Below are 21313 nucleotides of genomic sequence, written 5' to 3'. Positions count from 1 at the left end.
CACGGCCTGCTGCCATGCCTGAAACATTTTCCGCTGGCGTCCGCTGGCGCCCGGCCCCCTGGCCTAGTGGCGCAGCGGCCCGGCTTGCCGCTTCATCATCTTCAACCGCTGAATTTTTCGACCATGCGCCAAGAACAGGACTTCCTCGGCTCCAAGACCATCCCGCCCGACGCCTACTGGGGCGTACACACGGCGCGCGCCGTGGAGAACTTCCCCATCACTGGCCACAGCGTGGCGCAGATGCCCGAGCTGATCCGCGCCTTCGCCTTCGTCAAGAAGGCCGCCGCCCAGGCCAACTTGCAACTGGGCGCACTGAACCAGCAGCAGGCCGACGCCATCTCGCGCGCCTGCGACGACCTGATCGCCGGCCAGCTGCACGAGCAGTTCGTGACCGACGTGATCCAGGGCGGTGCCGGCACCTCGACCAACATGAACGCCAACGAGGTCATCGCCAACCGCGCGCTGGAGCATCTGGGCCTGGAGCGTGGCCGCTACGACGTGATCCACCCCAACGACCACGTCAACGCCTCGCAAAGCACCAACGACACCTATCCGACGGCGGTCAAGATGGCCACCTGGTTCGGCATCCAGACGCTGCTGGCGTCGCTGGCCAGCCTGCGCGGCGCCTTCGAGGCCAAGGCGCGCGAGTTCGCCCCCATCCTGAAGATCGCCCGCACCCAGTTGCAGGATGCCGTGCCCATGACGCTGGGCCAGGAGTTCGAGGCTTTCGCCAGCATGATTGCCGACGATGAGCGCCGCCTGCGCGATTCGGCCAGCCTGATGTGCGAGATCAACATGGGCGGCACGGCGATTGGCACCGGCATCAATGCGCCGGTGGGCTATGTCGATGCGGTCACGCCCCGGCTGGCCGAGCTGTCCGGCGTTCCGGTCAAGGCGGCGGGCAACCTGATTGCCGCCACCGCCGACACTGGCGCCTTCGTCGATATCTCGGGCGTGCTCAAGCGCATCGCCGCCAAGCTGTCCAAGATCAGCAACGACCTGCGCCTGCTGTCGTCAGGCCCGCAGGCCGGTGTGTGCGACATCAAGCTGCCGGCGCGCCAGGCCGGCTCGTCCATCATGCCGGGCAAGGTCAATCCGGTGATCCCGGAAGTCATGAACCAGGTGTGCTTCGAAGTCATCGGCAACGATGTCGCCATCACCATGGCGGCCGAGGCTGGCCAATTGCAGCTCAACGCCTTCGAGCCGCTGATCGCCTGGGCGCTGCACAAGAGCCTGCGCCACCTCAGCCAGGCCTGCCACACGCTGCAGGTCAACTGCGTGGAGGGCATCGTCGCCAACCACGACCTGCTGGGCGAGCGCATCGCCGCCTCGGTCACGCTGGTGACGGCGCTCAATCCGCTGATCGGCTACGAAAAATCGGCCTCCATCGTCAAGGCGGCGATGGCCTCGGGCAAGCCGATCGCCCAGATCGCCGAAGACCTGGGCATCATGAGCCAGGCCGACATGGCCAAGCTGCTGGTGGCCGAGCGCCTGACGCAGTGCGGCGCATTGACAGCGGCCAATTGATGCTTTGTAGGTCTTGATAAGCTATTGAAATAATAGCTGTCAACGCTTGCTGGACAAGGGCTTGAGGGTGATTTGACCCTCAAACCCTTTTTTTGTGGGAGGCTGTGCGTTGGGTGGTCTGTGGCTGTGCTCGCCCAGCGCCCAGCGCCGAACGCTCAGCGCACCTGCTCGGTCTCGACCACCATGTCCAGCACATAGACCTGGGCCGAGGCGTCGGCAGGCACGGGCTGCGGGCGCTCGAAGCGGTTGAGGCGCAGCACGTTGCGCACGCCCGGCTGGTGGGTGTAGCCCTCGATCTCGCCATGCAGCGGCTGCCAGGCGCCGGCGCTTTGGCGCACGCCGTTGTCGGCAAAACGCACTTCGCGCACCTTCAGGCACTGGGCGTTGGCAGCCGCGCCGTGGCTGCAGGCCATGCGCTCAGGCGCCACCTCCAGGAACACGCGCTCGCCTGGGCCGCCGTATTTGGTTTGCGCTGTGGGTGTGCCGGTCAGCTCCCAGCGGCTGCCGTCGCTGAAGTGCAGCACCAGCAGCGGCGGACCGCCGGCGTTGTTGCGCACTTCGTAGCTGGTGCTGCCCGACAGGTACAGGCCCATGCGCTGCTCCAGCTCCATCAGGCCGGCCTCGGGGCAGGCGCGCTTGGTGACCGCGCCGGGCACGAACAGCATGTTGTTGCCCTGGATCATGTAGCCGCTGTTGATGACGTTGCACAGGTTGCGCACGCTGAGGCGGCCGCTGGCAAACAGCAGTTGCGGTGCGGCGTGGCCGGCCTGGCGCCAGCGGGTGTCGGTGTTGCCCTGGGCATCGCTCATGGCGACCAGCTCCCACTCATGGCCGACCAGCGCCAGCACGGAAGGGGGGATCGGCGGCGGGGCGGACTGCATGAGTTGCGCGCTGCGCTCAGAAGCGGTCGCCGGGGCGGTGGCGGTCGGCTCGGCGGGATTGCCGGCGCAGGCCGCCAAAGCAGCGGCCAGGCCCAACGCGGAAAGGGCCTTGATGGGTGCGTAGAACATGGGTGGAATTCTCCAAGACAAAAAATAGACGCGATGACCGTAACCGACCTGTACCGGGCGACAGGTAGGAAACGGGCGGCTTTGCCTCCAGCAAAGAGGGTGCAAGAAGGCGCAAGAGGGCGGCCGCCCGGCCTGCTGCATAGGACTATTTGCCCCAGGAATCCTTCAAACCGGTGATGCGGTTGAAGACCGGGCGCGCGGCGCTGTGATCGTGCCGGTCGGCCACGAAGTAGCCAAAGCGCTCGAACTGGAACTTGTCGTCGGGCTGGGCGCCGGCCAGCGATGGCTCGACCCAGGCGGTGACGACCTTCAGGCTGTCCGGGTTGAGCAGCGCCAGGTAGTCCTTGCCGCCGGCGTCGGGCTGGGCGTCGGTGAACAGGCGGTCGTACAGCCGCACCTCGGCGGCCAGCGCGTCCTGCGCGCCGACCCAGGTGATGGCGGCCTTGACCTTGACGCTGTCGGCACCGGGTGTGCCGCTCTTGGTGTCCGGCACCACTGTCGCCAGCACGCGGGTGACGTTGCCGGCCTCGTCCTTCTCGCAGCCCGTGCATTCGATGACGTAGCCGCCCTTGAGGCGCACGCGATTGCCAGGGTACAGGCGCTTGTAGCCCTTGGGCGGCACTTCGGCGAAGTCCTCGCGCTCGATCCAGACCTCGCGCCCCAGGGTGAAGCGGCGCAGCGGCACTTCTTGGCCCGCGCGGGCGTGGGGCAGGGCGGGCAGCTCGCAGTGCTCCAGGTGCCCGGGGCTGCCGAAGACCTCGGCCCAGTTGGTCAGCTCCAGCTTGAGCGGCTCTAGCACCACCATGGCGCGGGGCGCGCGCGCTTCCAGGTCATCGCGCAGGCAGGCCTCCAGCAGGGCGTAGTCGATCCAGGCGTAGTCCTTGGTGATGCCGATGCGCTCGCAGAAGTCGCGGATGGCCTCGGGCGTGAAGCCGCGCCGGCGCAGGCCGACGATGGTGGGCATACGTGGGTCGTCCCAGCCGGTCAATGTGCCGCTGTCCACCAGGTGCTTGAGTTTTCTCTTGCTGGTGACGACGTAGGTCAGGTTCAGCCGGGCGAATTCGTACTGGCGCGGCTGCGGCGCGGCGATCAGGCCGCCTTCCCTCAGGTGGTCGAGCAGCCAGTCGTAGAACGGGCGCTGATCCTCGAATTCCAGCGTGCAGATCGAGTGGGTGATGTGCTCCAGCGCGTCCTCGATGGGGTGGGCGAAGGTGTACATCGGGTAGATGCACCACTGGCTGCCGGTGTTGTGGTGCTCGGCGTGCTTGATGCGGTAGATCGCCGGGTCGCGCAGGTTGATGTTGGGGCTGGCCATGTCGATCTTGGCACGCAGCACGGCGGCGCCGTCAGGCAGCTTGCCATCCCGCATCTCGCGAAAACGCGCCAGGTTCTCGGCCACGCTGCGATCGCGATACGGGCTGTCCGTGCCCGGGCGGGTGAAGTCGCCCCGACTGGCGCGCATTTCCTCGGGCGTCTGCTCGTCCACGTAGGCCAGGCCCTGCTGTATCAGGTACTCGGCGGCGCGGTACATGAAATCGAAGTAGTTGCTGGCCCAGTACAGGTTCTCGTGGCCGTCGGCATCCTTCCAGTCGAAGCCCAGCCAGCGCACGGCGTCGATGATGCCGTCCACGTATTCCTGCTCTTCCTTTTCCGGGTTGGTGTCATCGAAGCGCAGGTGGCAGGTGCCGGCAAAGGAGCGCGCCAGGCCGAAGTTGACGCAGATGCTCTTGGCGTGGCCGACGTGCAGATAGCCATTGGGCTCGGGCGGAAAGCGCGTGCGGATGCGCGCCGTGTCCACGCTGCCCTGCAGGTGGTGCTGCGCGTCGCCGGGGCTGCCGCCCCACAGGCGCTGGGCGTGCGTGCCGCGCTCCAGATCGCTCTCGATGATCTGGCGCAGGAAGTTGCTGGGCTTGTGGGCGGTGTCGTTGTCGGGAGGTGTGCTCATGGACGGGGATTTTAGGGAAGCGGCACACAAGGCCCGGCAACATGCCGGTATCTGCCGCCAGTTGCGGCAACCGCAGCTGGCTGCGGCATGGTTACATGCCGTGACCGGGGAACCTACGTCCCGAAACAACAATCCTGCACAGTATTGCCATCCTTTCGGGCATCTCGCGCGTTGTGTCCGGCAGATCGTTCGTTTTCATGGTGGCTGGTGCGGGTTGCGCCGCCACCCAAAGGAGAGTTGTCATGACCGCAAGCCGCTTTCGTTCCCGCTGGGCCATGGCCGCAGTGACACTGGCGCTGCTGGCCGGCGCAGGCGCTGCCCAGGCGCGCAGCGATGTCTATTGGAGTGTCGGCGTCGGCGTGCCCGGCGTGGTGGTCGGGGCCAGCAATGCGCCCTCGTATTCGTACTACACCCCGCCGGTCTATTACACGCCGCCACCGCCGGTCTATTACGCCCCGCCGGTGTACCGGGCGCCGGCTCCGGTGTATTACGCTCCGCCGCCGGTCTATTACGCGCCGCGCCCCCACCACTACCGGCCTCCGGTGCATCACGGGCGCGGCAATCACCACGGTGGCGGCCATCGCAACTGGCGTTGAGGCCGGCTGCTGCCGGCAGGCCTGGCCGCGCAGACTCCTGCCCCCACGGAAACGGCCCGCCATGCAGCGGGCCGTTTCTGTTGGCGCACCGGCCCGGGATAATGGCCGCCAGCCCCTGGCCTGCGTCCGTCCTGCCCAGCCTTTCCTTTTCTTCCTTTTTTCTGCATGACCTCGAATCCCGGCAAGACCGTCTTCGTCCTCAATGGCCCCAACCTGAACCTGCTGGGCACGCGCGAGCCGCAGATCTACGGCGCGCACACCCTGGCCGATGTGCAGGAGCTGTGCCGCACAGCTTGCCAGCGCCACAGCCTGCAACTGGTCTTTCGCCAGAGCAACCACGAGGGCGAGCTGGTGGACTGGGTACACGAGGCCGGGCGGCTGCACGCGCAGCAGCAACTGGCGGCGCTGATCTTCAATGCCGGTGCCTATACGCATACCAGCGTGGCGCTGCTCGATGCCGTCAAGGGCACGGGCGTGCCGCTGGTGGAGCTGCACATCAGCAACGTCCACGCGCGCGAGGCGTTTCGCCACCACTCCTATCTGTCGGCAGCGGCACGTGCCGTGCTGTGCGGTTTTGGCGTGCAGGGCTATCAGCTTGCCATCGACGCCGTGGCGCAGTGGTGATGCTGCCAGCGCATCCCGATCCTGCCCGCGTCCATCCTGCCCTGGCACGGCTGGCGCAGCAGGCGCGCCGCATCGAACTGCCCTGCGGCAGCGGCATGATGGTCTGGCATGTCTGGGAGGCGGGGCCGGCGCAGCAGGGCGGTGCTTCGGCGCCGCTCCTCCCACTGTCCCCCCTGCCATCCCTTGCGCCGCTGGTGCTGCTGCACGGCGGCAGCGGCAGCTGGACGCACTGGGTGCGCAACATCGAGGCGCTCACCGCTGCCGGGCGCAGCGTCTGGGCGGCGGATCTGCCCGGCTTTGGCGACTCGGCCCTGCCGCCTGCCGGCATTGGCGGGGCGCAGGCCATGGCCGGGCCGCTGGCGCAGGCGCTGCAGCAGTTGTTCGGCGGGCTGGCCTGCGATCTGGTGGGCTTTTCCTTCGGCGCCCTGGTGGCTGCGGCGCTGCTGGCCGGGCATGGCAGTCTGGCGCGGCAATTGGTGCTGGTGGGCGCGCCGGCCATGGGCGTGGCGCCGCAGCGCCAGTTCACCCTGCGCGGCTGGCGCCACCTGCCGCCTGCGCAGCACGAAGCGGTGCATCGGCACAACCTGGCCGAGCTGATGCTGGCCGACCCTGCGCTGATCGACGCCGACGGTGGCCTGGCCCTGCAGCTGCACACCGCCAACGTGCAGCGCGACCGCCTGCCGCGTCGGCGCGCTGCGGCCAGTGATGCGCTGGCGCGGCTGCTGGGGCAGGTGGCCTGCCCAGTCCACGCCATCTACGGCCAGTGCGATGCCCTGTACCGGCAATGGATTACGGAGCTGGAGACCGCCTATGCCGCCGCTGCGCCGGACTTCCGGGGGTTGGCGCTGATCCAGGATGCCGGCCACTGGGTGCAGTTCGAGCGCCCGCAGGCCTTTCACCAGGCCCTGCTGCTGGCCCTGCAGCGAGGCGCCAGGCCATGAGTGCGGCACCCCTGCCGCGCCGCGCGCCGCTGCTGCCGGTGGATCTGGCCGAAGTCAGCCTGAGCGCCGTGCGCGCCCAGGGGCAGGGGGGCAGAACGTCAACAAGGTCAGCAGCGCCGTGCATCTGCGCTTCGACATCCCGGCCTCGTCGCTGCCCGACGAGGTCAAGCAGCGCCTGCTGGCCTTGCCCGACGGGCGCATCACCCGGGACGGCGTGCTGATCCTCAAGGCGCAGCAATACCGCACGCAGGAGGCCAACCGGCACGCTGCCCTGCAGCGGCTGCAGGTGCTGGTGGACAGCGTGGCCCATGCGCCCAGGGAGCGACGCCCCACGCGCCCCACGCTGGCCTCGCAGCAGCGCCGCCTGCAGGCCAAGAGCCGGCGTGCCGAGGTCAAGTCCCAGCGGCGGGGCCGGCAAGGGCCGGAGGGCTGGTAGGCGCCAGGCGGACAAAAAAGGGTTTGAAGGTCAAATCACATTCAAACCCTTGCCCAATAAGCGCTGACAGCTATATAAAAAGTAGCAAAATGCGCTTCACTGGCGTACTTCATCGACGAGCGCGCGGAATTCATCCACGTGCTCGAAGCTGCGATAGACGCTGGCAAAGCGCACGTAGGCCACCTGGTCGAGCTTTTGCAGCTCACGCATGACCAGCTCGCCCAGGGCGCTGGACAGCAGTTCGCGCTGGCCCAGGTGCAACAGCTTTTCCTCGATGCGCTCGATGGCGCTGTCGATCTGCACGGTGCTCACGGGGCGCTTGCGCAGCGCCAGCTTGAAGGAGGCCAGCAGCTTGGCGCGGTCGTACTCGACGCGCCGGCCATCCTTTTTCACGATGGCCGGAAAGTTGACCTCGGGCCGCTCGTAGGTCGTGAAACGCTTGTCGCAAGCGGCGCAGCGCCGGCGCCGGCGCACCAGGGCGCCGTCCTCGGACACGCGGGTCTCGGCGACCTGCGTGTCCGGGTGGCTGCAGAAAGGGCACTTCATGGCCGGCCTGGCTGTGGAAGAAAGCGCCCGGGCCGGTCAGCGATAGACCGGGAAGCGGCTGGTGAGTTGGTGTACCTTCTCGCGCACGGCGGCCAGGTGCGCCTCGTCGTGCGGGTTCTCCAGCACGTCGGCCAGCAAGTTGGCGGTGATGCGCGTTTCCTCTTCCTTGAAGCCGCGCGTGGTGATGGCCGGCGTGCCCACGCGGATGCCGCTGGTCACCATGGGCTTTTCCGGGTCGTTGGGGATGGCGTTCTTGTTGATGGTGATGTGAGCTTTGCCCAGAGCGGCCTCGGCATCCTTGCCGGTGATGCCCTTGGCGCGCAGATCCACCAGCATGACGTGGCTTTCCGTGCGGCCGCTGACGATGCGCAGGCCGCGCTCGATCAGGGTTTCGGCAAACACGCGGGCGTTCTTCACCACCTGCTGCTGGTAGGCCTTGAACTCGGGCGCCAGTGCCTCCTTGAAGGCCACGGCCTTGGCGGCGATGACGTGCTCCAGCGGGCCACCCTGCAGGCCGGGGAAGATGGCCGAGTTCAGCGCCTTCTCGTGCTCGGCCTTCATGAGGATGATGCCGCCACGCGGGCCGCGCAGGCTCTTGTGCGTGGTCGAGGTCACCACGTCGGCAAACGGCACGGGGTTGGGGTATTCGCCTGCCACCACCAGGCCGGCATAGTGGGCGATGTCCACCCAGAAGATGGCGCCGACTTCCCTGGCGATCTTTGCAAAGCGCTCGAAGTCGATGCGCAGGGCGTAGGCCGAGGCGCCGGCGATGATGATCTTCGGCTTGTGCTCGCGCGCCTTGGCTTCCATCGCCTCGTAGTCGATCTCCTCCTTGGCGTCCAGGCCGTAGGAGACGACGTTGAACCACTTGCCGCTCATGTTCAGCGCCATGCCGTGCGTGAGGTGGCCGCCCTCGGCCAGGCTCATGCCCAGGATGGTGTCGCCGGGCTTGGCAAAGGCCATCAGCACCGCCTGGTTGGCCTGCGAGCCGGAGTTGGGCTGCACGTTGGCGGCTTCGGCGCCGAACAGCTCCTTGATGCGGTCGATGGCCAGCTGCTCAATGACATCGACGTTCTCGCAGCCGCCGTAGTAGCGGCGGCCGGGGTAGCCCTCGGCGTACTTGTTGGTCAGCTGCGAGCCCTGCGCGGCCATGACGGCGGGCGAGGCGTAGTTCTCGCTGGCGATCAGCTCGATGTGTTCTTCCTGGCGGCGGTCTTCGGCCTGGATGGCGGCCCACACCTCGGGGTCGGTTTGTTCGACAAGGATGTTGCGTTGGTACATGGTGGCGTTGCGGTGAACGTGTGGCCCTTGTGGAGCCAAGGGCTGCCCAGGCGAACGACGGATCGCGGCAGGGCATCATCGCTGCGCCTGGCGCGGCACGCTTCCCAGTGGTTGGCAGGAACTGCGCCCTTCTTGGGGCCTTCCTGCGGCATTTCCACGTCAGCGGCGGCACCCTGGAGTCCAGGGGCCGCGCCTATCGCCAGTCGCGTGCCCGGCGAGTGTAGCCCAGCGGCAGGGCCGGCCAGGGCAAGGCTGAAAGGAGTGGCAGGCGCGCTCAGGCACCGGCCAGCAGGGCCACCTTGTCGCTGTCGGCGGGCAGGGTGGCCGAGGGTGTGCCGCTGGTATCGGCGGGCGCCTTGGTGGACAGCACCGGCTTGCCTGCCGGCGCCGCTGCCGCGCGGCTGCCAGCGACCTGGCGCAGACGGAAATGCTCGGCCAGCACCTTGGCCGCGTAGCCGCCGTCATGGGGCAGATTGGCGGCGCCGACGTAGTAGCGCAGCCCCCTTCGAGGGAGCCGGCACGGGCGATGCACTCCTGCAGCACCTTGGCGCCGACCCGCAGGTTGACCAGCGGATTGAAGGCTGCCAGATGGCCACCGACTTCCTGGTATTTGTCGGTATGCACGCGCGTCATCACCTGCATCAGGCCCTGGGCGCCGACCGCGCTTTGTGCGAACGGGTTGAAGCTGGACTCGATGGCCACGATGGCCAGCAGCAGCATGGGGTCGAGCTTGGCGCGGGCGCCAATGTCATAGGCTTCGGTGACCAGGGCGGCGATCGGCTCGGGCGCCACGCGGTATTTTTTGCTCAGCCAGTAGGCCACAGCGGCCTGTTCGCGCGGCAGCTCCTTGGGGTTGATGGCGATGGGGCGGTTGGCAGGGGGCACCAGTTCGGGCTCGGGGGCGGCTTCGAGCTGGGCCACCACGGGCTGGCGCGCCTGCAGCCAGCCCATCAAGCGCTGCTCGCCGGCCTGGCGCAGTTCGGGCCGCGCCAGCAGGGCGATGGCGGCAAAAGCCACGGCCAGGCCCAGCAGGGCAAAGCTGCTGTGCGTGACCTTGACGAAGCCGTTGATGACATTGGTGACAAAGGTGCGAACGCTGGCGGTCATTTTTCCTGACGCAGTCATGGCTCATCCTTCTTGCAAAAAAAACGTCCCGGCAAGGCAGGGCCGCACCTGGGCGTGCAGCCGACTGGAAAACTTGCTTGCGGGCCGGGCATCCATGCCCGTAGTGGGTTGTCTTGGAGTCCGTGCCGTGCGCGCGGCGCAGCGGAAACTTGCGGACTGTCGAAGCCGGAACCGGCAGTGGTCGATCCTGACGACCTAAGGGTTTGTACGAGGCAGTACGTGAGACAGGCGGATTCTAGAAGCGCTCAAAATTCACAGTCAACACTAATAATAATGTTTTTGAGACAAATAAAGAATATAAAGACTGTTTTTGATACCAGGAAATTGACTGGCGAGGACTCCTCGAAGGGTTGACGGCTGACATGCCCCATCCTGCGGATGGGCTTGATCTACGCTGCTCTTGCCTTGTGGGGCGGCTCTTGCTAGCCTTGCATTCGTCCGGCCTGAGCCGGGCGTTTCAAGGAGGCAATCCCTTGCCTCCGCACAGCGGACAGAATCCTCCGCATGTGCAAAAAAACGACGGCAACTGGACTTTGCGTCCGCCGTCAGGCCCGGTGGCAGGACTCCCTCCACCGGGCTTTTTGCATCTGTCCTGCCCGCTCCGTGGCTCCCCGGCTCCGTGGCTCCCGCCCATCCTGAGTACAGGCCTGTGTGCCCAAGGCGGGCATGGGGCAGCAGATACACATATATATAAGAGAAGAGTCGAGGAAGGTGGCTGCGCCGCAGCTGCCTGACTGCCCGTGAGCAAGGTGGCGGCGGCACCTCCTGTCCTTGCCTGTGGCCCTGGCCGACAGGGGCGCTATCGGTCTGCCAGCAAAACCGGGCCAAAATAGCAACCCATGAGCAGCGTGCAGCAAGCCGCTTGCCCAGTCCTCTTCTTCTCGAGCACGCCGGCGTTCTGTCTGTTGAACGGCAGTGTCGAGCCCTCATCTCCTGCCAGAACCATGTTTCCTTCTTCCTCCCGCAACAACATGTCCGACGTCCCCGAGACTCCTGCGCCGCAGGGCAAGGCCAGCGAGCCGCATCCGCTCGACTCCCTGACGGGTGGCGCCTTTTCGGCAGCAACCTCGGGTGAGCGCGCCGCGCGCATCCGTGAGTGGCTGACCAGCAACCCGCCTGCAGAGCGCCTGCAGGAAGTCTTCAAGGAATTGAGCGCACGCGACAAGGGCGCGGCGCGCGCCGTGCGCGAGCGGCTCGATGAAATCCGCCGCGCCCAGGCCCAGGAAGCCATTGCCGCCGAATGGGCCGGCAAGGCCGAGGCATTGCTGGCCGCACCCCGGGTCAACATCGCCGACGCCATGGCTTGGCAGCGCGACGCCGCCAAGGCCGGTGCGCCGCTGTCACGCGAGCCGCTGTCATCGCTTAAAAGCCAATTGGCCGAGCGCATCAAGACCATCGAAGACCTGCAGCACCGCGTGCAGGTGCAGCGCGAGGCAGCAGTCTTGCTGGCGCAGCGCATCGAGGTGCTGTCCACCAAACCCTGGGCCAGCGCCCAGGAGGCGCTGCCCCTGCTCAGCGCCGACGTGCAGCGCTGGCAGGCGCAGGCCGAGGAGCTGTCGGGCGATGCCGCCTGGCCCAGCGTGGAGCCGCGCTTTCCGGCGCAGCTCGAGTCCTCGCGCACGCAGCTGCTGGTCGTCTGGGAGGCTTTCCAGCAGGCCTTGCAGCAGACTGTTGCTGCCGCCCAGGATGCCAATGCGCCGCTGCCGCCCGTGCCGGTCTGGGCCGATGAGTTGCGCCAGGCGCGTGGTGAGCCCACCGAGGCGGAAAAGGAGCAGGCGCGCACTGCCTCTGCCCCACCGCGCCCCAAGGTCGATCCGGCCCAGCGCGAAGCCGCCCGCCAGGCCGTGCAGCAGGCGCTCGCCCGGCTCGAAGAAGAAACCGCGCAAGGCCACGGCAAGGCCAGCGCCGGCGCGGCCACGGCGCTGCGTGCCGTGCTCAAGGTACACGGCAAGCTGATCGATGGCGAGTTAGAGCACAGGGTTCATGCCGCCCTGGTGGCGGCGGGCGAACTCGAAGGCTGGCAGCGCTGGAGCGCCGATCAGGTGCGCGAGGAGCTGGTGGCGCGCGCCGAGGGTCTGGCCAACCGCCCCGAAGGCCAGGCGCTGGGCGGGCGCAAGATGCAGGAAACCTTGCGCCAGCTGCGCGAGCAGTGGAAACAGGCCGACCAGGGCGCGCCGGCCAACCATGCCCTGTGGAAGCGCTTCGACGAGGCCTGCAACAACGCGCACAAGGTGGTCGAGGCCTGGCTGGACAAGGTACGCAGCGAAAGCGCCCAGCACCGTGCGCAGCGTCTGGCATTGATTGACGAGCTCAAGGCCTGGGCGGCGCAGCAGGCCGAGGCCGCTACGCCCGACTGGAAGGGCGCCAGCCGCGCGCTGCACCAGTTCGGCGAGCGCTGGCGCCTGGGTGGCCACGTGAGCGAGAAAGTCTTTGCCGAGCTGCAGCCGCTGTGGAAGCAGGCGCTGGCCGACGCTGGCGCGCCCCTGGCGGCCGCGCAAAAGGCCAGCCTGGCGCAGCGCCACGCCATGATCGACGAGGCTGCGGCCCTGGGCGGCGCGCCGCAACTGCGCATCGACGCCATCAAGGCGCTGCAGCAGCGCTGGCAGGCCGAGGCGCAGGCCGTGCCGCTCGATCGCCGGCAGGAACAGAAGCTGTGGGATGCTTTCCGCAAGCCTATCGACGAGGCCTTCTCGCGCAAGAGTGCAGCGCGCGAGCGCGACACAGCCCAGCTCGGCGCCCGCGACCTTGCGGTGCTGGAGGCGTCCAAGGCGTTGGAAGCTGCCAATGCCCAGGGCGATGCCCAGAAGATCCGCGAGGCCATGGCGGCCCTGGATGCGGCATTGAAAGCCCAGCCTGGCCAGGATGCAGAGGCAAAAGTGCCTGAAACTGGCTCCCAGCAAGCGCAGGCAGCTATTGATTCAGGAGTTGGCCAGGCTGCTGCGGCAGAGTTGGGGGCTGATGCAGAAGCGGCTCCCGCCCCTGCGGCTGCTCCTGCCCGCCCGGTTGTGGCTGTGCGCGGCGATGACCGGCCCCAGGCACGCAAGCCGGCCACACCCGCACCGGAGCCCCGGGGCCGGTTTGGCGACAGACGCGGCAGTGACGGTGCGCGTGGCGCGCGCGATGGCAGCTGGGAGCGCGGACGTGGCCGCGACGGCGGGCGCGATGGCGGTGCCTTTGCGCCGCGCGCCCCTCGTCTGGGCGACACGGCTTTTCGCGCCCAGCGCGAGGCTCTGGAGCAGGCGCAGACCACGTTGCGCAAGCTCGCTGCCCAGGCCCACGGCGAGGCACTGACGCAGCTCATGACCGCCTGGAAGAGCCGCGATGCAGCGCAGATGCCGGGCGCGCAGGAGCTGGGCGGCAAGGTGTCGTCCAGTGGACGTTCTGCCTGGGCCCAGGCTTTGTCGTCCCCGGCTGCCGGCGACGCTGCCGAGGCACTGCTGCGCCTGGAGATTGCTGCCGAGGTGCCGACTCCGGCGGAGCAGATCGCTGCGCGTCGCGCCCTGCAGCTGCAGCTGCTGACGCGCCGCAACGATCCGTCGCCGCAGCAGACCTGGGAGCAGGACGCTGCCCGCGTGCTGTCCAGTGCCAGTGACGAGGCGCAGGCGCGCCGCCTGCAGCAGGCACTCAAGGTCTTGCTGCGCAAGTAATGCGAACGCCAGGCCTGCCCAGACAGGCCGTCCACGGGCGTTGCCGGCGCACAGGGCCCTGCGCCGGCAACGTTTTCTGATGTGTGGCAGGCTGGCTTGGCGCCGCCTTGCCGGCGCAGGGAGAAGCAAAATAAAGCAAAAAAGCCGCTGATGATTGAATCATCAGCGGCTTTCGCTTGTCTTGGTGCCCAGGAGAGGACTCGAACCTCCACGCCTCTCAGCGCTAGTACCTGAAACTAGTGCGTCTACCAATTCCGCCACCTGGGCATTTCAGGGAAGCCGCAAGTATAAGCTGTTTTTTTTGGTTTTTTGGAAAATTTCCAGCTCACGGCAAAAAAACTCCTTGCCATTCGGCTTGCCGCTTTTCGGCAGCGGCAAGCCCGCTTTCCAGCACTTTCCTGCGGGTGCAGGAAACAAAAAAGCCGCTTTGCGAAGAAAGCGGCTTTTGCTGTCAAGACCCGGGTGGGTTCTCGTTAAACTTGGTGCCCAGGAGAGGACTCGAACCTCCACGCCTCTCAGCGCTAGTACCTGAAACTAGTGCGTCTACCAATTCCGCCACCTGGGCATTTCAGGAAAGAACGAGATTGTACAACCAAAAAAAACACCCGGGCACAGCGGCTGCTCAAATTTCTTCCGACGAGATCGAGGGAAGCGTCCAGGGCCACCGTGATGGTCATGGCTTCGTGTTGCCCGATGGCGGTGGTCAGGACATCTATCTGCCGCCCAACGAGATGCGCGCCGTGTTGCACAAGGACAGGGTGCGCGTGCGCGTGGTGCGCCACGACAGGCGTGGCCGGCCCGAGGGGCGCGTGCTGGAGATCGTCGAGCGGGCACCGCAGCCCATCATTGGGCGGCTACTGCAGGAAAGCGGCGTCTGGCTGGTCGCGCCCGAGGACAAGCGCTATGGCCAGGATGTGCTGATCCCCAAGGGTGCCACCGGCTCGGCCAAGGTCGGGCAGGTGGTCGTGGTGCAGTTGACCGAGCCGCCTGCGCTTTACGGCCAGCCGGTGGGTCGGGTGATCGAGGTGCTGGGCGAAGTCGATGACCCGGGCATGGAGGTCGAGATTGCAGTGCGCAAATATGGCGTGCCGCATGAATTCTCCGAAGCCGCCCTGGCTCAGGCCAAGGCATTGCCCGACAAGGTGCGCGCGCAGGACAGGCGCCAGCGTGTCGATCTGAGGGATATCCCACTGGTCACCATCGATGGCGAGGATGCGCGCGACTTCGACGATGCCGTCTATTGCGAGCCGGCCCGCGTGGGCCGCAGCAAGGGCTGGCGCCTGCTGGTGGCGATTGCCGACGTCAGCCACTATGTGGAAACCGGCAGCGCCATCGACGTGGACGCCTATGACCGCGCCACCAGCGTGTATTTCCCGCGCCGCGTGATTCCCATGCTGCCGGAGAAGCTCTCCAACGGCCTGTGCTCGCTCAACCCCCATGTCGATCGCCTGAGCATGGTCTGCGACATGCTGATCACGGCCAAGGGCGAGATCCATGCCTACCAGTTCTACCCGGCAGTCATGTGCAGTCATGCACGCTTTACCTATACCGACGTGGCAGCCATCCTGGGCAATACCCGCGGGCCGGAGGCTGCGCGCCACCAGGAGCGCGTGCCTGATCTGTTGAACCTGCACGATGTCTATCGCGCCCTGCTGGCGGCGCGCCATGCGCGTGGTGCAGTGGACTTCGAGACCGTGGAGACGCAGATCATCTGCGACGACAACGGCCGTATCGACAGAATCGTGCCGCGCGTGCGTACCGAGGCGCACCGCTTGATCGAGGAGGCCATGCTGGCTGCCAATGTCTGCAGCGCCGACTTCATCGGCGAAGGCAAGCGCGCCGGCCTGTACCGTGTCCACGAAGGCCCGACGCCGGAAAAACTGGAAATCCTGCGCGGCTATCTCAAGGCTATGGGCGTGGGCATGACACTGGGCGACGAGCCCCGGCCTGGCGACTTCCAGTCCATCGCCGAAGCCACCAAGGATCGCCCGGACGCCCAGCAGATCCACACCATGCTGCTGCGCTCCATGCAGCAGGCCATCTACACGCCCAGCAACAGCGGCCACTTCGGCCTGGCGTTTGATGCCTATACGCATTTCACCAGTCCCATTCGCCGCTACCCCGATCTGCTGGTACACCGCGTCATCCGCTCCATCCTGAATGGCACGCGCTACACGCTGCCGGCCTTGCCCACGCCGGGCGAGGCGCAATTCAAGCTGGCCAAGCGCCTGGCAGCCAAGGTGGCTGCGCCCACCCAGCAGCCGCACAGGGCGCAAAATCCGGCCAGCCTGCGTGAGATGCAGGCCTGGGAAGCTGCCGGCCTGCACTGCAGCGCCAACGAACGTCGCGCCGACGAGGCCAGCCGCGATGTCGAAGCCTGGCTCAAGTGCCAGTACATGCGTGAGCATCTGGGCGAGGAGTACAGCGGCACCGTCAGCACGGTGACCAGTTTTGGCTTGTTCGTGACCCTGGATGCGTTGTATGTCGAGGGCCTGGTGCATATCACTGAACTGGGGGGGAGTATTTCAAGTTCGACGAGGCCCGCCAGGAGCTGCGCGGCGAGCGCACCGGCATCCGCTACGGCATCGGCACACGCGTGCAGGTGCAGGTCAGCCGGGTCGATCTGGACGGGCGGCGCATCGACTTCCGGCTGGTGCGCGACGAACTGGCTAGCCTGCAGGGCGCCGAGAATCGCCCGCGCAACGGTGACAGACGCAGAAAGGACGCCGGCCAGGACGGTGGCGGCAAGCCGGCGCGAGCGGCGCGCGACAAACCAGGCGAGAACGGAAAAGCTGCGCAGAAAACTGTCAGGAAAACCGCCCCCAATGGCAAATCAGACCCAGCAGGCCGCAGTCGTGCAGCCAGCGACGGCAAGCCGGCAGGTCGCAAGCGCAGCTGAAGCTCGTGAGCATGCGCTGAAGCCGCCGCTGGCGGCCCTTTTTTTGCTGAATAAGTCATGGAAAAGAAAGACATGTCCAGTACGGACAAACCGGCGCGTGTTGCGCTGGTCACCGGTGCAGGCACCGGCATAGGTCGCGCTGCGGCCCTGGCCTTGCTCGCCGATGGCTGGAGCGTGGCTCTGCTTGGGCGGCGAGCGCCGCTCCTGCATGACGTGGTGCGTGATGCTGGCGCTGCCGGCGCGCGCGCCTTGGCAGTGCCTGCCGATGTGACCGATCCAGCCGCCGTGCGTGCTGCGTTCGACCAGACCGTGCAGCACTTTGGCCGGCTGGATGTGCTGTTCAATAACGCCGGCATGGGCGCTCCCGCCGTGCCGCTGGAGGAGCTGGCCGTCGAGCACTGGAAGGCCGTTGTCGATGTCAATCTCAACGGCATGTTCTATTGCATCCAGAATGCCTTTCGCGTCATGAAGGCGCAGTCGCCGCGCGGCGGGCGCATCATCAACAACGGCTCGATCTCGGCGCACACGCCGCGCCCGCAGTCCGTCGCCTATACCGCCACCAAGCACGCTGTCATGGGCTTGACCAAGACGGCGGCGCTCGATGGGCGCAACTGGGACATCGCTGTCGGGCAGATCGATGTCGGCAACGCCCGCACCGAGCTGGCCGAACGCATGACCCAGGGCGTGCTGCAGGCCAGCGGCGCCATCGCCTCCGAGCCCATGATGGATGTGGACATCGTTGGCCAGTCAGTGCTGTACATGGCCAATCTGCCCCTGTCGGCCAACGTGCTGTTTCACACCGTCATGGCGACCAAGATGCCATTCGTCGGACGTGGCTGACGGCCACGGTGCGCAGGGCAGGCGCTGGCGGCTGTCGGCGAGGCTGCTGTCGGGCGCCCTGGCGGTGGCCCTGGCCTCGGTGCTGGGCACAGCGCCGACCCGGGTGTGCGCTGCCGTGCAAGCTGCCGAGGCTGCGCCCGGCATGGGCGAGCGGGTGCTGGCCTGCACGGCCTGCCACGGCGAGCAGGGCCGGGCAACGCCGGGTGGCTACTTTCCGCGCATTGCCGGCAAGCCGACCGGCTATCTGTACAACCAGTTGCTCAATTTCCGCGATGGCCGGCGCAGCTACCCGCAGATGTCCTGGCTGCTGGAGCACCTGACGGACGACTATTTGCAGGACATCGCCCGGCATTTCGCCGGCCTGCAATTGCCCTATGCACCAGCGCCGGCAGCACCGGTGCCACAAGCCCTGCTCGAACGGGGCCAGCAGCTGGTGCGTCGGGGCGACGCCCAGCGTGACATTCCGGCCTGCACCAGCTGTCACGGCGAGACGCTGGCGGGCGTCCAGCCCTGGCTGCCTGGCCTGCTTGGCCTATCGCGCGACTACATCGCCAGCCAGTTGGGGGCCTGGCAGACTGGTCAGCGGCGAGCTCATGAGCCCGATTGCATGGCCAGCATTGCCCGGCGGCTCAGTGCCCAGGATGTGGGCGCCATCGCGGCATGGCTGGCGGTGCAGCCGCCACCCGCGCGGATCGAGCCCGCCGAACATCTGCCGGAGCAACTGCCGCTGCGCTGCGGCGGCCTGCAGGCCGGCTCCGGCCTCGGGACTGCTGTCAGGGCCAGAGTTGGAGGGCCGCCATGAAGGCGCTGCATCGGCGGCGGCTGCAGGTGCTGGCCGTCCTGGCCCTGCTGCTGGCAGGTCTGGCGCTGGCTGTGGTGGTACTCAACCGGCTCGACGAGAGTCCGCTGCCTGCGCACCAGGTGAGCGTGCCGGCCACGCCTGAAGTGCTGGCGCGTGGCCGCTATCTGGCGCGCGTGGGCAACTGCGCCGTCTGCCATACCGCACGCGGTGGCCCGGCCTACGGTGGCGGTCGCGCCATTGAGACGCCTTTTGGCCTGGTGCAGGCGCCCAACTTGTCCCCGCATGTGCAGCACGGCCTGGGCGGCTGGACAGCAGCCCAATTCTGGCGCGCCCTGCACAACGGCCGCTCGCGCGATGGGCGGCTGCTCTACCCGGCGTTTCCCTATCCCAGCTACACGCATGTCACCCGCGAGGACTCGGATGCCATCTTCGCCTATCTGCAGAGTCTGGAGCCGGTGGACAGCGCTCGCGAGCCCCATGCCCTACGCTTTCCATTCAGCACCCAGGCCGCTCTGGCGGTGTGGCGGGCCTTGTTCTTTCGCCCTGGCCGCTCCGACACGCTGGTGCAACAGGCTGGCACCCCGGAGCAGACGGCCCAGCGCAATCGCGGCGCCTACCTGGTGCAGGGACTGGGCCACTGCGCTGCCTGCCACACTCCGCGCAACGCCTGGGGGGCTTCGATAGCCAAGGCCAGCCTGGGAGGCGGTCTGATTCCGGTGCGCAACTGGTATGCGCCTGCGCTGGACGTGGAAGCCGAAGCCGGCCTTGCCGGCTGGCCTGAGGAGGAAGCAGTGGCATTGCTCGGTACTGGCATATCGCCACGCGCCGGTGTCTCCGGCCCCATGGCTGAGGTGGTCTTCCACAGCCTGCAGCACTGGAGCGATGCCGACCTGCGCGCGGCAGTGGCCTATCTGCAGGCTTTGCCGCAACGCCAGGCGCCAGCCGCTGCCGGGCCGGCGCCCGAGGCTGCTGCGCTGCTGCGCGGGCAGCAGGTCTACGAGCGCCACTGCCTGGATTGCCACGGCCAGCAGGGCGAGGGGCAGCCCGGCGCCTTCCCCCCTCTCGCGGGCAACCGGGCCGTGCTGCTGCGCGATCCGACCAACCTGGTGCATGTGGTGCTGCGTGGTGGCTATGCCCCGGCCACGGCTGGCAACCCCCGGCCCTTTGGTATGCCGCCCTTCATGCAGACGCTGAGCGATGGCGAAGTTGCCGATGTGCTGTCCTTCATCCGCAATGCCTGGGGCAACCAGGCGGCCAAAGTCGATACCATCGCCGTCCACCGCGCACGCGAGCGCGGTGGCTTCTGACCCGGTGCGCGGCAAGCCCCGCTGTTCAGGCCGGGGAAGGATAGCGCGGACGGCATAGCCGTCCTCAAACAACTGTAGATTTAGCCAGCCATGCAACGCCTGCAAGCCTTCAAATATGAACTGCGCCCAGACGGCCAGCAAGCACGCCAGATGGTGCGTTTTGCTGGCTCGTGCCGCTTCGTGTTCAACAAGGCGCTGGCGTTGCAAAAAGAGCGCTATGAGCGGGGCGAGAAGAAGCTCGGCTATGCAACTCTGTGCAAGCTGCTCACCGAGTGGCGCAACGGTGCGGATACGACATGGCTTTCTGATGCGCCTGTTCACCCGCTGCAGCAGACGCTCAAGGACTTGGAGCGGGCATACAGCAACTTCTTCGCCAAGCGGGCGGCATTCCCGCGCTTCAAGAAAAAAGGTCAGCGGGACAGCTTTCGCTACCCCGACGCCAAGCAGATCAAGCTCGACCAAGCGAGCAGCCGCATCTTCCTGCCCAAGCTGAGCCGGCTGCGCTATCGGCAAAGCCGCGAGGTGCTAGGCGCGGTGAAAAACATCACCGTGAGCCAGTCCTGCGGCAAATGGTTCGTCAGCATCCAGACCGAGCGGGAAGTCGAACAACCCATCCCACAAGCCAGCAGCGCTATCGGCATAGACGTAGGGGTGGCCCGCTTCGCCACCTTCAGCGACGGCTCCTATCTGGAGCCGCTGGCCTGTTTCAAGAAACACGAAGCCCGCTTGCGTAGATACCAGCGGGCCATGAGCCGCAAGCAAAAATTCAGCAGCAACTGGAAAAAGGCCAAGGCCCGCGTCCAGCGCATCCATTGCCGCATCGGCAACGCCCGGCGCGACTACCTGCACAAGGCCACGACAGCCATCAGCCAAAACCACGCGATGGTCGTCATTGAGGACTTGCAGGTGAGGAGCATGTCCAAGTCAGCCAAGGGCAGCGCCGAGCAGCCGGGCAACAACGTGCGTGCCAAAAGCGGCCTGAACAAAAGCATCCTCGACCAGGGCTGGTACGAGTTCCGTCGCCAGTTGGAATACAAGCTGGCCTGGACTGGGGGAATGCTGATTGCCGTGCCGCCGCACAACACCAGCAGAACCTGCCCCGAGTGCGGCTGCGTGAGCGCGGACAACCGCAGGGCGCAGGCCGTGTTCAGGTGCATCGAATGCGGGTGCGAAGGCAACGCCGATCACATCGGCGCGATCAACATACTGGCGCGGGGACACCGCGTAGCAGCCTGTGGAGAGGACGTCAGCCGTGCAAGGCCCGCAAGGGCCAAGCGTGCAGCCTCGGTGAAGCAGGAACCCGCCGAGGCGATTGGTTCAGGCGTTGCGCCTGCAATGAGCGCGGTAGGAATCCCACGCCTTTAGGCGGGGGAGGATGTCAAGGACGCACGAGAATTTTCGATGAGCATGGATGATCAGGCTGGATCGGCACTGCACAGCCTCGACGGGCAGGCCTGGTGGGTCGTGTGCTTCTGCGCCCAGTGGTGCGGCGTCTGCCGCGAATTCCGCGCCACGTTCGATGCCCTGGCGCACGAGCGCCCGCAGTTGCGCATGGCGTGGGTGGATGTGGAGGACGAGGAGGAGATCGTCGGCGATCTGGATGTGGAGACCTTCCCCACCATCCTGGTGGCCGGAGGCGGGCGGGCGCGGTTTTTCGGCCCCGTCCTGCCCCAGGCCGGCGTGCTGGGCCGGCTGATCGACAGCCTGCAGGCCGATGCCGGCGGCAGCCGCCACGATGCACAAGCGCAGGCCCTGCTGGAGCGGGTGCTGGAAAGCCGCTGAACGCT

14 protein-coding genes, 2 tRNA genes and 3 pseudogenes are annotated in these 21313 nt (G+C 66.9%); 12 read left to right on the top strand and 7 right to left on the bottom strand.

The genetic code is table 11. The features are described 5' to 3' along the window. The first annotated feature begins 123 nt into the window (after positions 1–123). Complete coding sequence (locus IDM45_RS07440; protein WP_209422273.1) at positions 124–1527, top strand: aspartate ammonia-lyase; 1404 nt, start codon at positions 124–126, stop codon at positions 1525–1527. Between the two features lie 155 nt (positions 1528–1682). Here the strand turns inward: IDM45_RS07440 and IDM45_RS07435 are convergent, their stop codons facing one another. Both IDM45_RS07435 and IDM45_RS07430 read right to left on the bottom strand, forming a co-directional pair. Next, on the bottom strand, positions 1683–2537 hold the full coding sequence (locus IDM45_RS07435) for an META and DUF4377 domain-containing protein (RefSeq protein ID WP_209422272.1): 855 nt from the start codon (positions 2535–2537) through the stop codon (positions 1683–1685). A gap of 145 nt (positions 2538–2682) precedes the next feature. Continuing rightward, positions 2683–4482: a glutamine--tRNA ligase/YqeY domain fusion protein gene (locus tag IDM45_RS07430; protein ID WP_209422271.1), complete on the bottom strand. Its 1800-nt coding sequence runs from the start codon at positions 4480–4482 to the stop codon at positions 2683–2685. Positions 4483–4724: 242 nt separating this feature from the next. Between IDM45_RS07430 and IDM45_RS07425 the strand changes: the two genes are divergently transcribed. From IDM45_RS07425 to arfB, 4 genes and pseudogenes are all read left to right on the top strand, one after another. Beyond that, complete coding sequence (locus IDM45_RS07425) at positions 4725–5078, top strand: hypothetical protein (protein ID WP_209422270.1); 354 nt, start codon at positions 4725–4727, stop codon at positions 5076–5078. 165 nt (positions 5079–5243) lie between these two features. Further along, entirely contained in the window at positions 5244–5702 is a 459-nt protein-coding gene (gene aroQ / locus IDM45_RS07420; RefSeq protein ID WP_209422269.1) for a type II 3-dehydroquinate dehydratase, read from the top strand. After that, positions 5702–6643: an alpha/beta fold hydrolase gene (locus IDM45_RS07415; RefSeq protein ID WP_209422268.1), complete on the top strand. Its 942-nt coding sequence runs from the start codon at positions 5702–5704 to the stop codon at positions 6641–6643. The genes aroQ and IDM45_RS07415 overlap by 1 nt, the downstream gene beginning before the upstream one ends. Beyond that, positions 6640–7079 (top strand): annotated as a pseudogene (arfB, locus tag IDM45_RS07410) (alternative ribosome rescue aminoacyl-tRNA hydrolase ArfB). The gene IDM45_RS07415 and the pseudogene arfB overlap by 4 nt, the downstream one beginning before the upstream one ends. A gap of 96 nt (positions 7080–7175) precedes the next feature. Here arfB and nrdR read toward each other — a convergent pair. The 3 genes and pseudogenes from nrdR to IDM45_RS07395 form a co-directional block, all read right to left on the bottom strand. Next, positions 7176–7625, bottom strand: coding sequence for a transcriptional regulator NrdR (gene nrdR / locus IDM45_RS07405; RefSeq protein WP_209422267.1), 450 nt, complete (start codon positions 7623–7625; stop codon positions 7176–7178). 36 nt (positions 7626–7661) lie between these two features. Further along, entirely contained in the window at positions 7662–8906 is a 1245-nt protein-coding gene (gene glyA / locus IDM45_RS07400) for a serine hydroxymethyltransferase (RefSeq protein WP_209422266.1), read from the bottom strand. Between the two features lie 274 nt (positions 8907–9180). After that, positions 9181–10031, bottom strand: a pseudogene (locus tag IDM45_RS07395) (transglycosylase SLT domain-containing protein). 971 nt (positions 10032–11002) lie between these two features. Between IDM45_RS07395 and IDM45_RS07390 the strand changes: the two are divergent. Further along, positions 11003–13678: a DUF349 domain-containing protein gene (locus IDM45_RS07390; protein WP_232654195.1), complete on the top strand. Its 2676-nt coding sequence runs from the start codon at positions 11003–11005 to the stop codon at positions 13676–13678. Between the two features lie 182 nt (positions 13679–13860). Here IDM45_RS07390 and IDM45_RS07385 read toward each other — a convergent pair. Next, positions 13861–13945 (bottom strand) — tRNA-Leu (locus IDM45_RS07385). Positions 13946–14158: 213 nt separating this feature from the next. Then, positions 14159–14243: transfer RNA gene (locus IDM45_RS07380), tRNA-Leu, on the bottom strand. 19 nt (positions 14244–14262) lie between these two features. On the opposite strand from IDM45_RS07380, the pseudogene rnr reads away from it, so the two are divergent. From rnr to IDM45_RS07350, 6 genes and pseudogenes are all read left to right on the top strand, one after another. Then, a pseudogene (gene rnr / locus IDM45_RS07375) lies at positions 14263–16344 on the top strand (ribonuclease R); the annotation flags it as partial. Between the two features lie 305 nt (positions 16345–16649). Further along, entirely contained in the window at positions 16650–17417 is a 768-nt protein-coding gene (locus tag IDM45_RS07370; protein ID WP_209422264.1) for an SDR family oxidoreductase, read from the top strand. A 142-nt stretch (positions 17418–17559) separates the two neighbouring features. Continuing rightward, entirely contained in the window at positions 17560–18219 is a 660-nt protein-coding gene (locus IDM45_RS07365; RefSeq protein WP_209424045.1) for a c-type cytochrome, read from the top strand. Continuing rightward, on the top strand, positions 18216–19526 hold the full coding sequence (locus IDM45_RS07360; RefSeq protein WP_209422263.1) for a cytochrome c: 1311 nt from the start codon (positions 18216–18218) through the stop codon (positions 19524–19526). The genes IDM45_RS07365 and IDM45_RS07360 overlap by 4 nt, the downstream gene beginning before the upstream one ends. A 90-nt stretch (positions 19527–19616) precedes the next feature. Beyond that, the gene (locus IDM45_RS07355; protein ID WP_209422262.1) at positions 19617–20891 is read left to right on the top strand and encodes an RNA-guided endonuclease InsQ/TnpB family protein; all 1275 of its coding nucleotides are present in this window, start codon (positions 19617–19619) and stop codon (positions 20889–20891) included. Positions 20892–20933: 42 nt separating this feature from the next. After that, positions 20934–21308, top strand: a complete 375-nt coding sequence (locus IDM45_RS07350; RefSeq protein ID WP_209424044.1) for a thioredoxin domain-containing protein — start codon at positions 20934–20936, stop codon at positions 21306–21308. Positions 21309–21313 lie beyond the last annotated feature (5 nt).

The sequence above is a fragment of the Melaminivora jejuensis genome (assembly GCF_017811175.1).
Lineage (GTDB): Bacteria > Pseudomonadota > Gammaproteobacteria > Burkholderiales > Burkholderiaceae_C > Melaminivora > Melaminivora jejuensis.
Note: the sequence above shows the minus strand (reverse complement) of the source record. Positions and strands in the feature narration are given on the sequence as shown.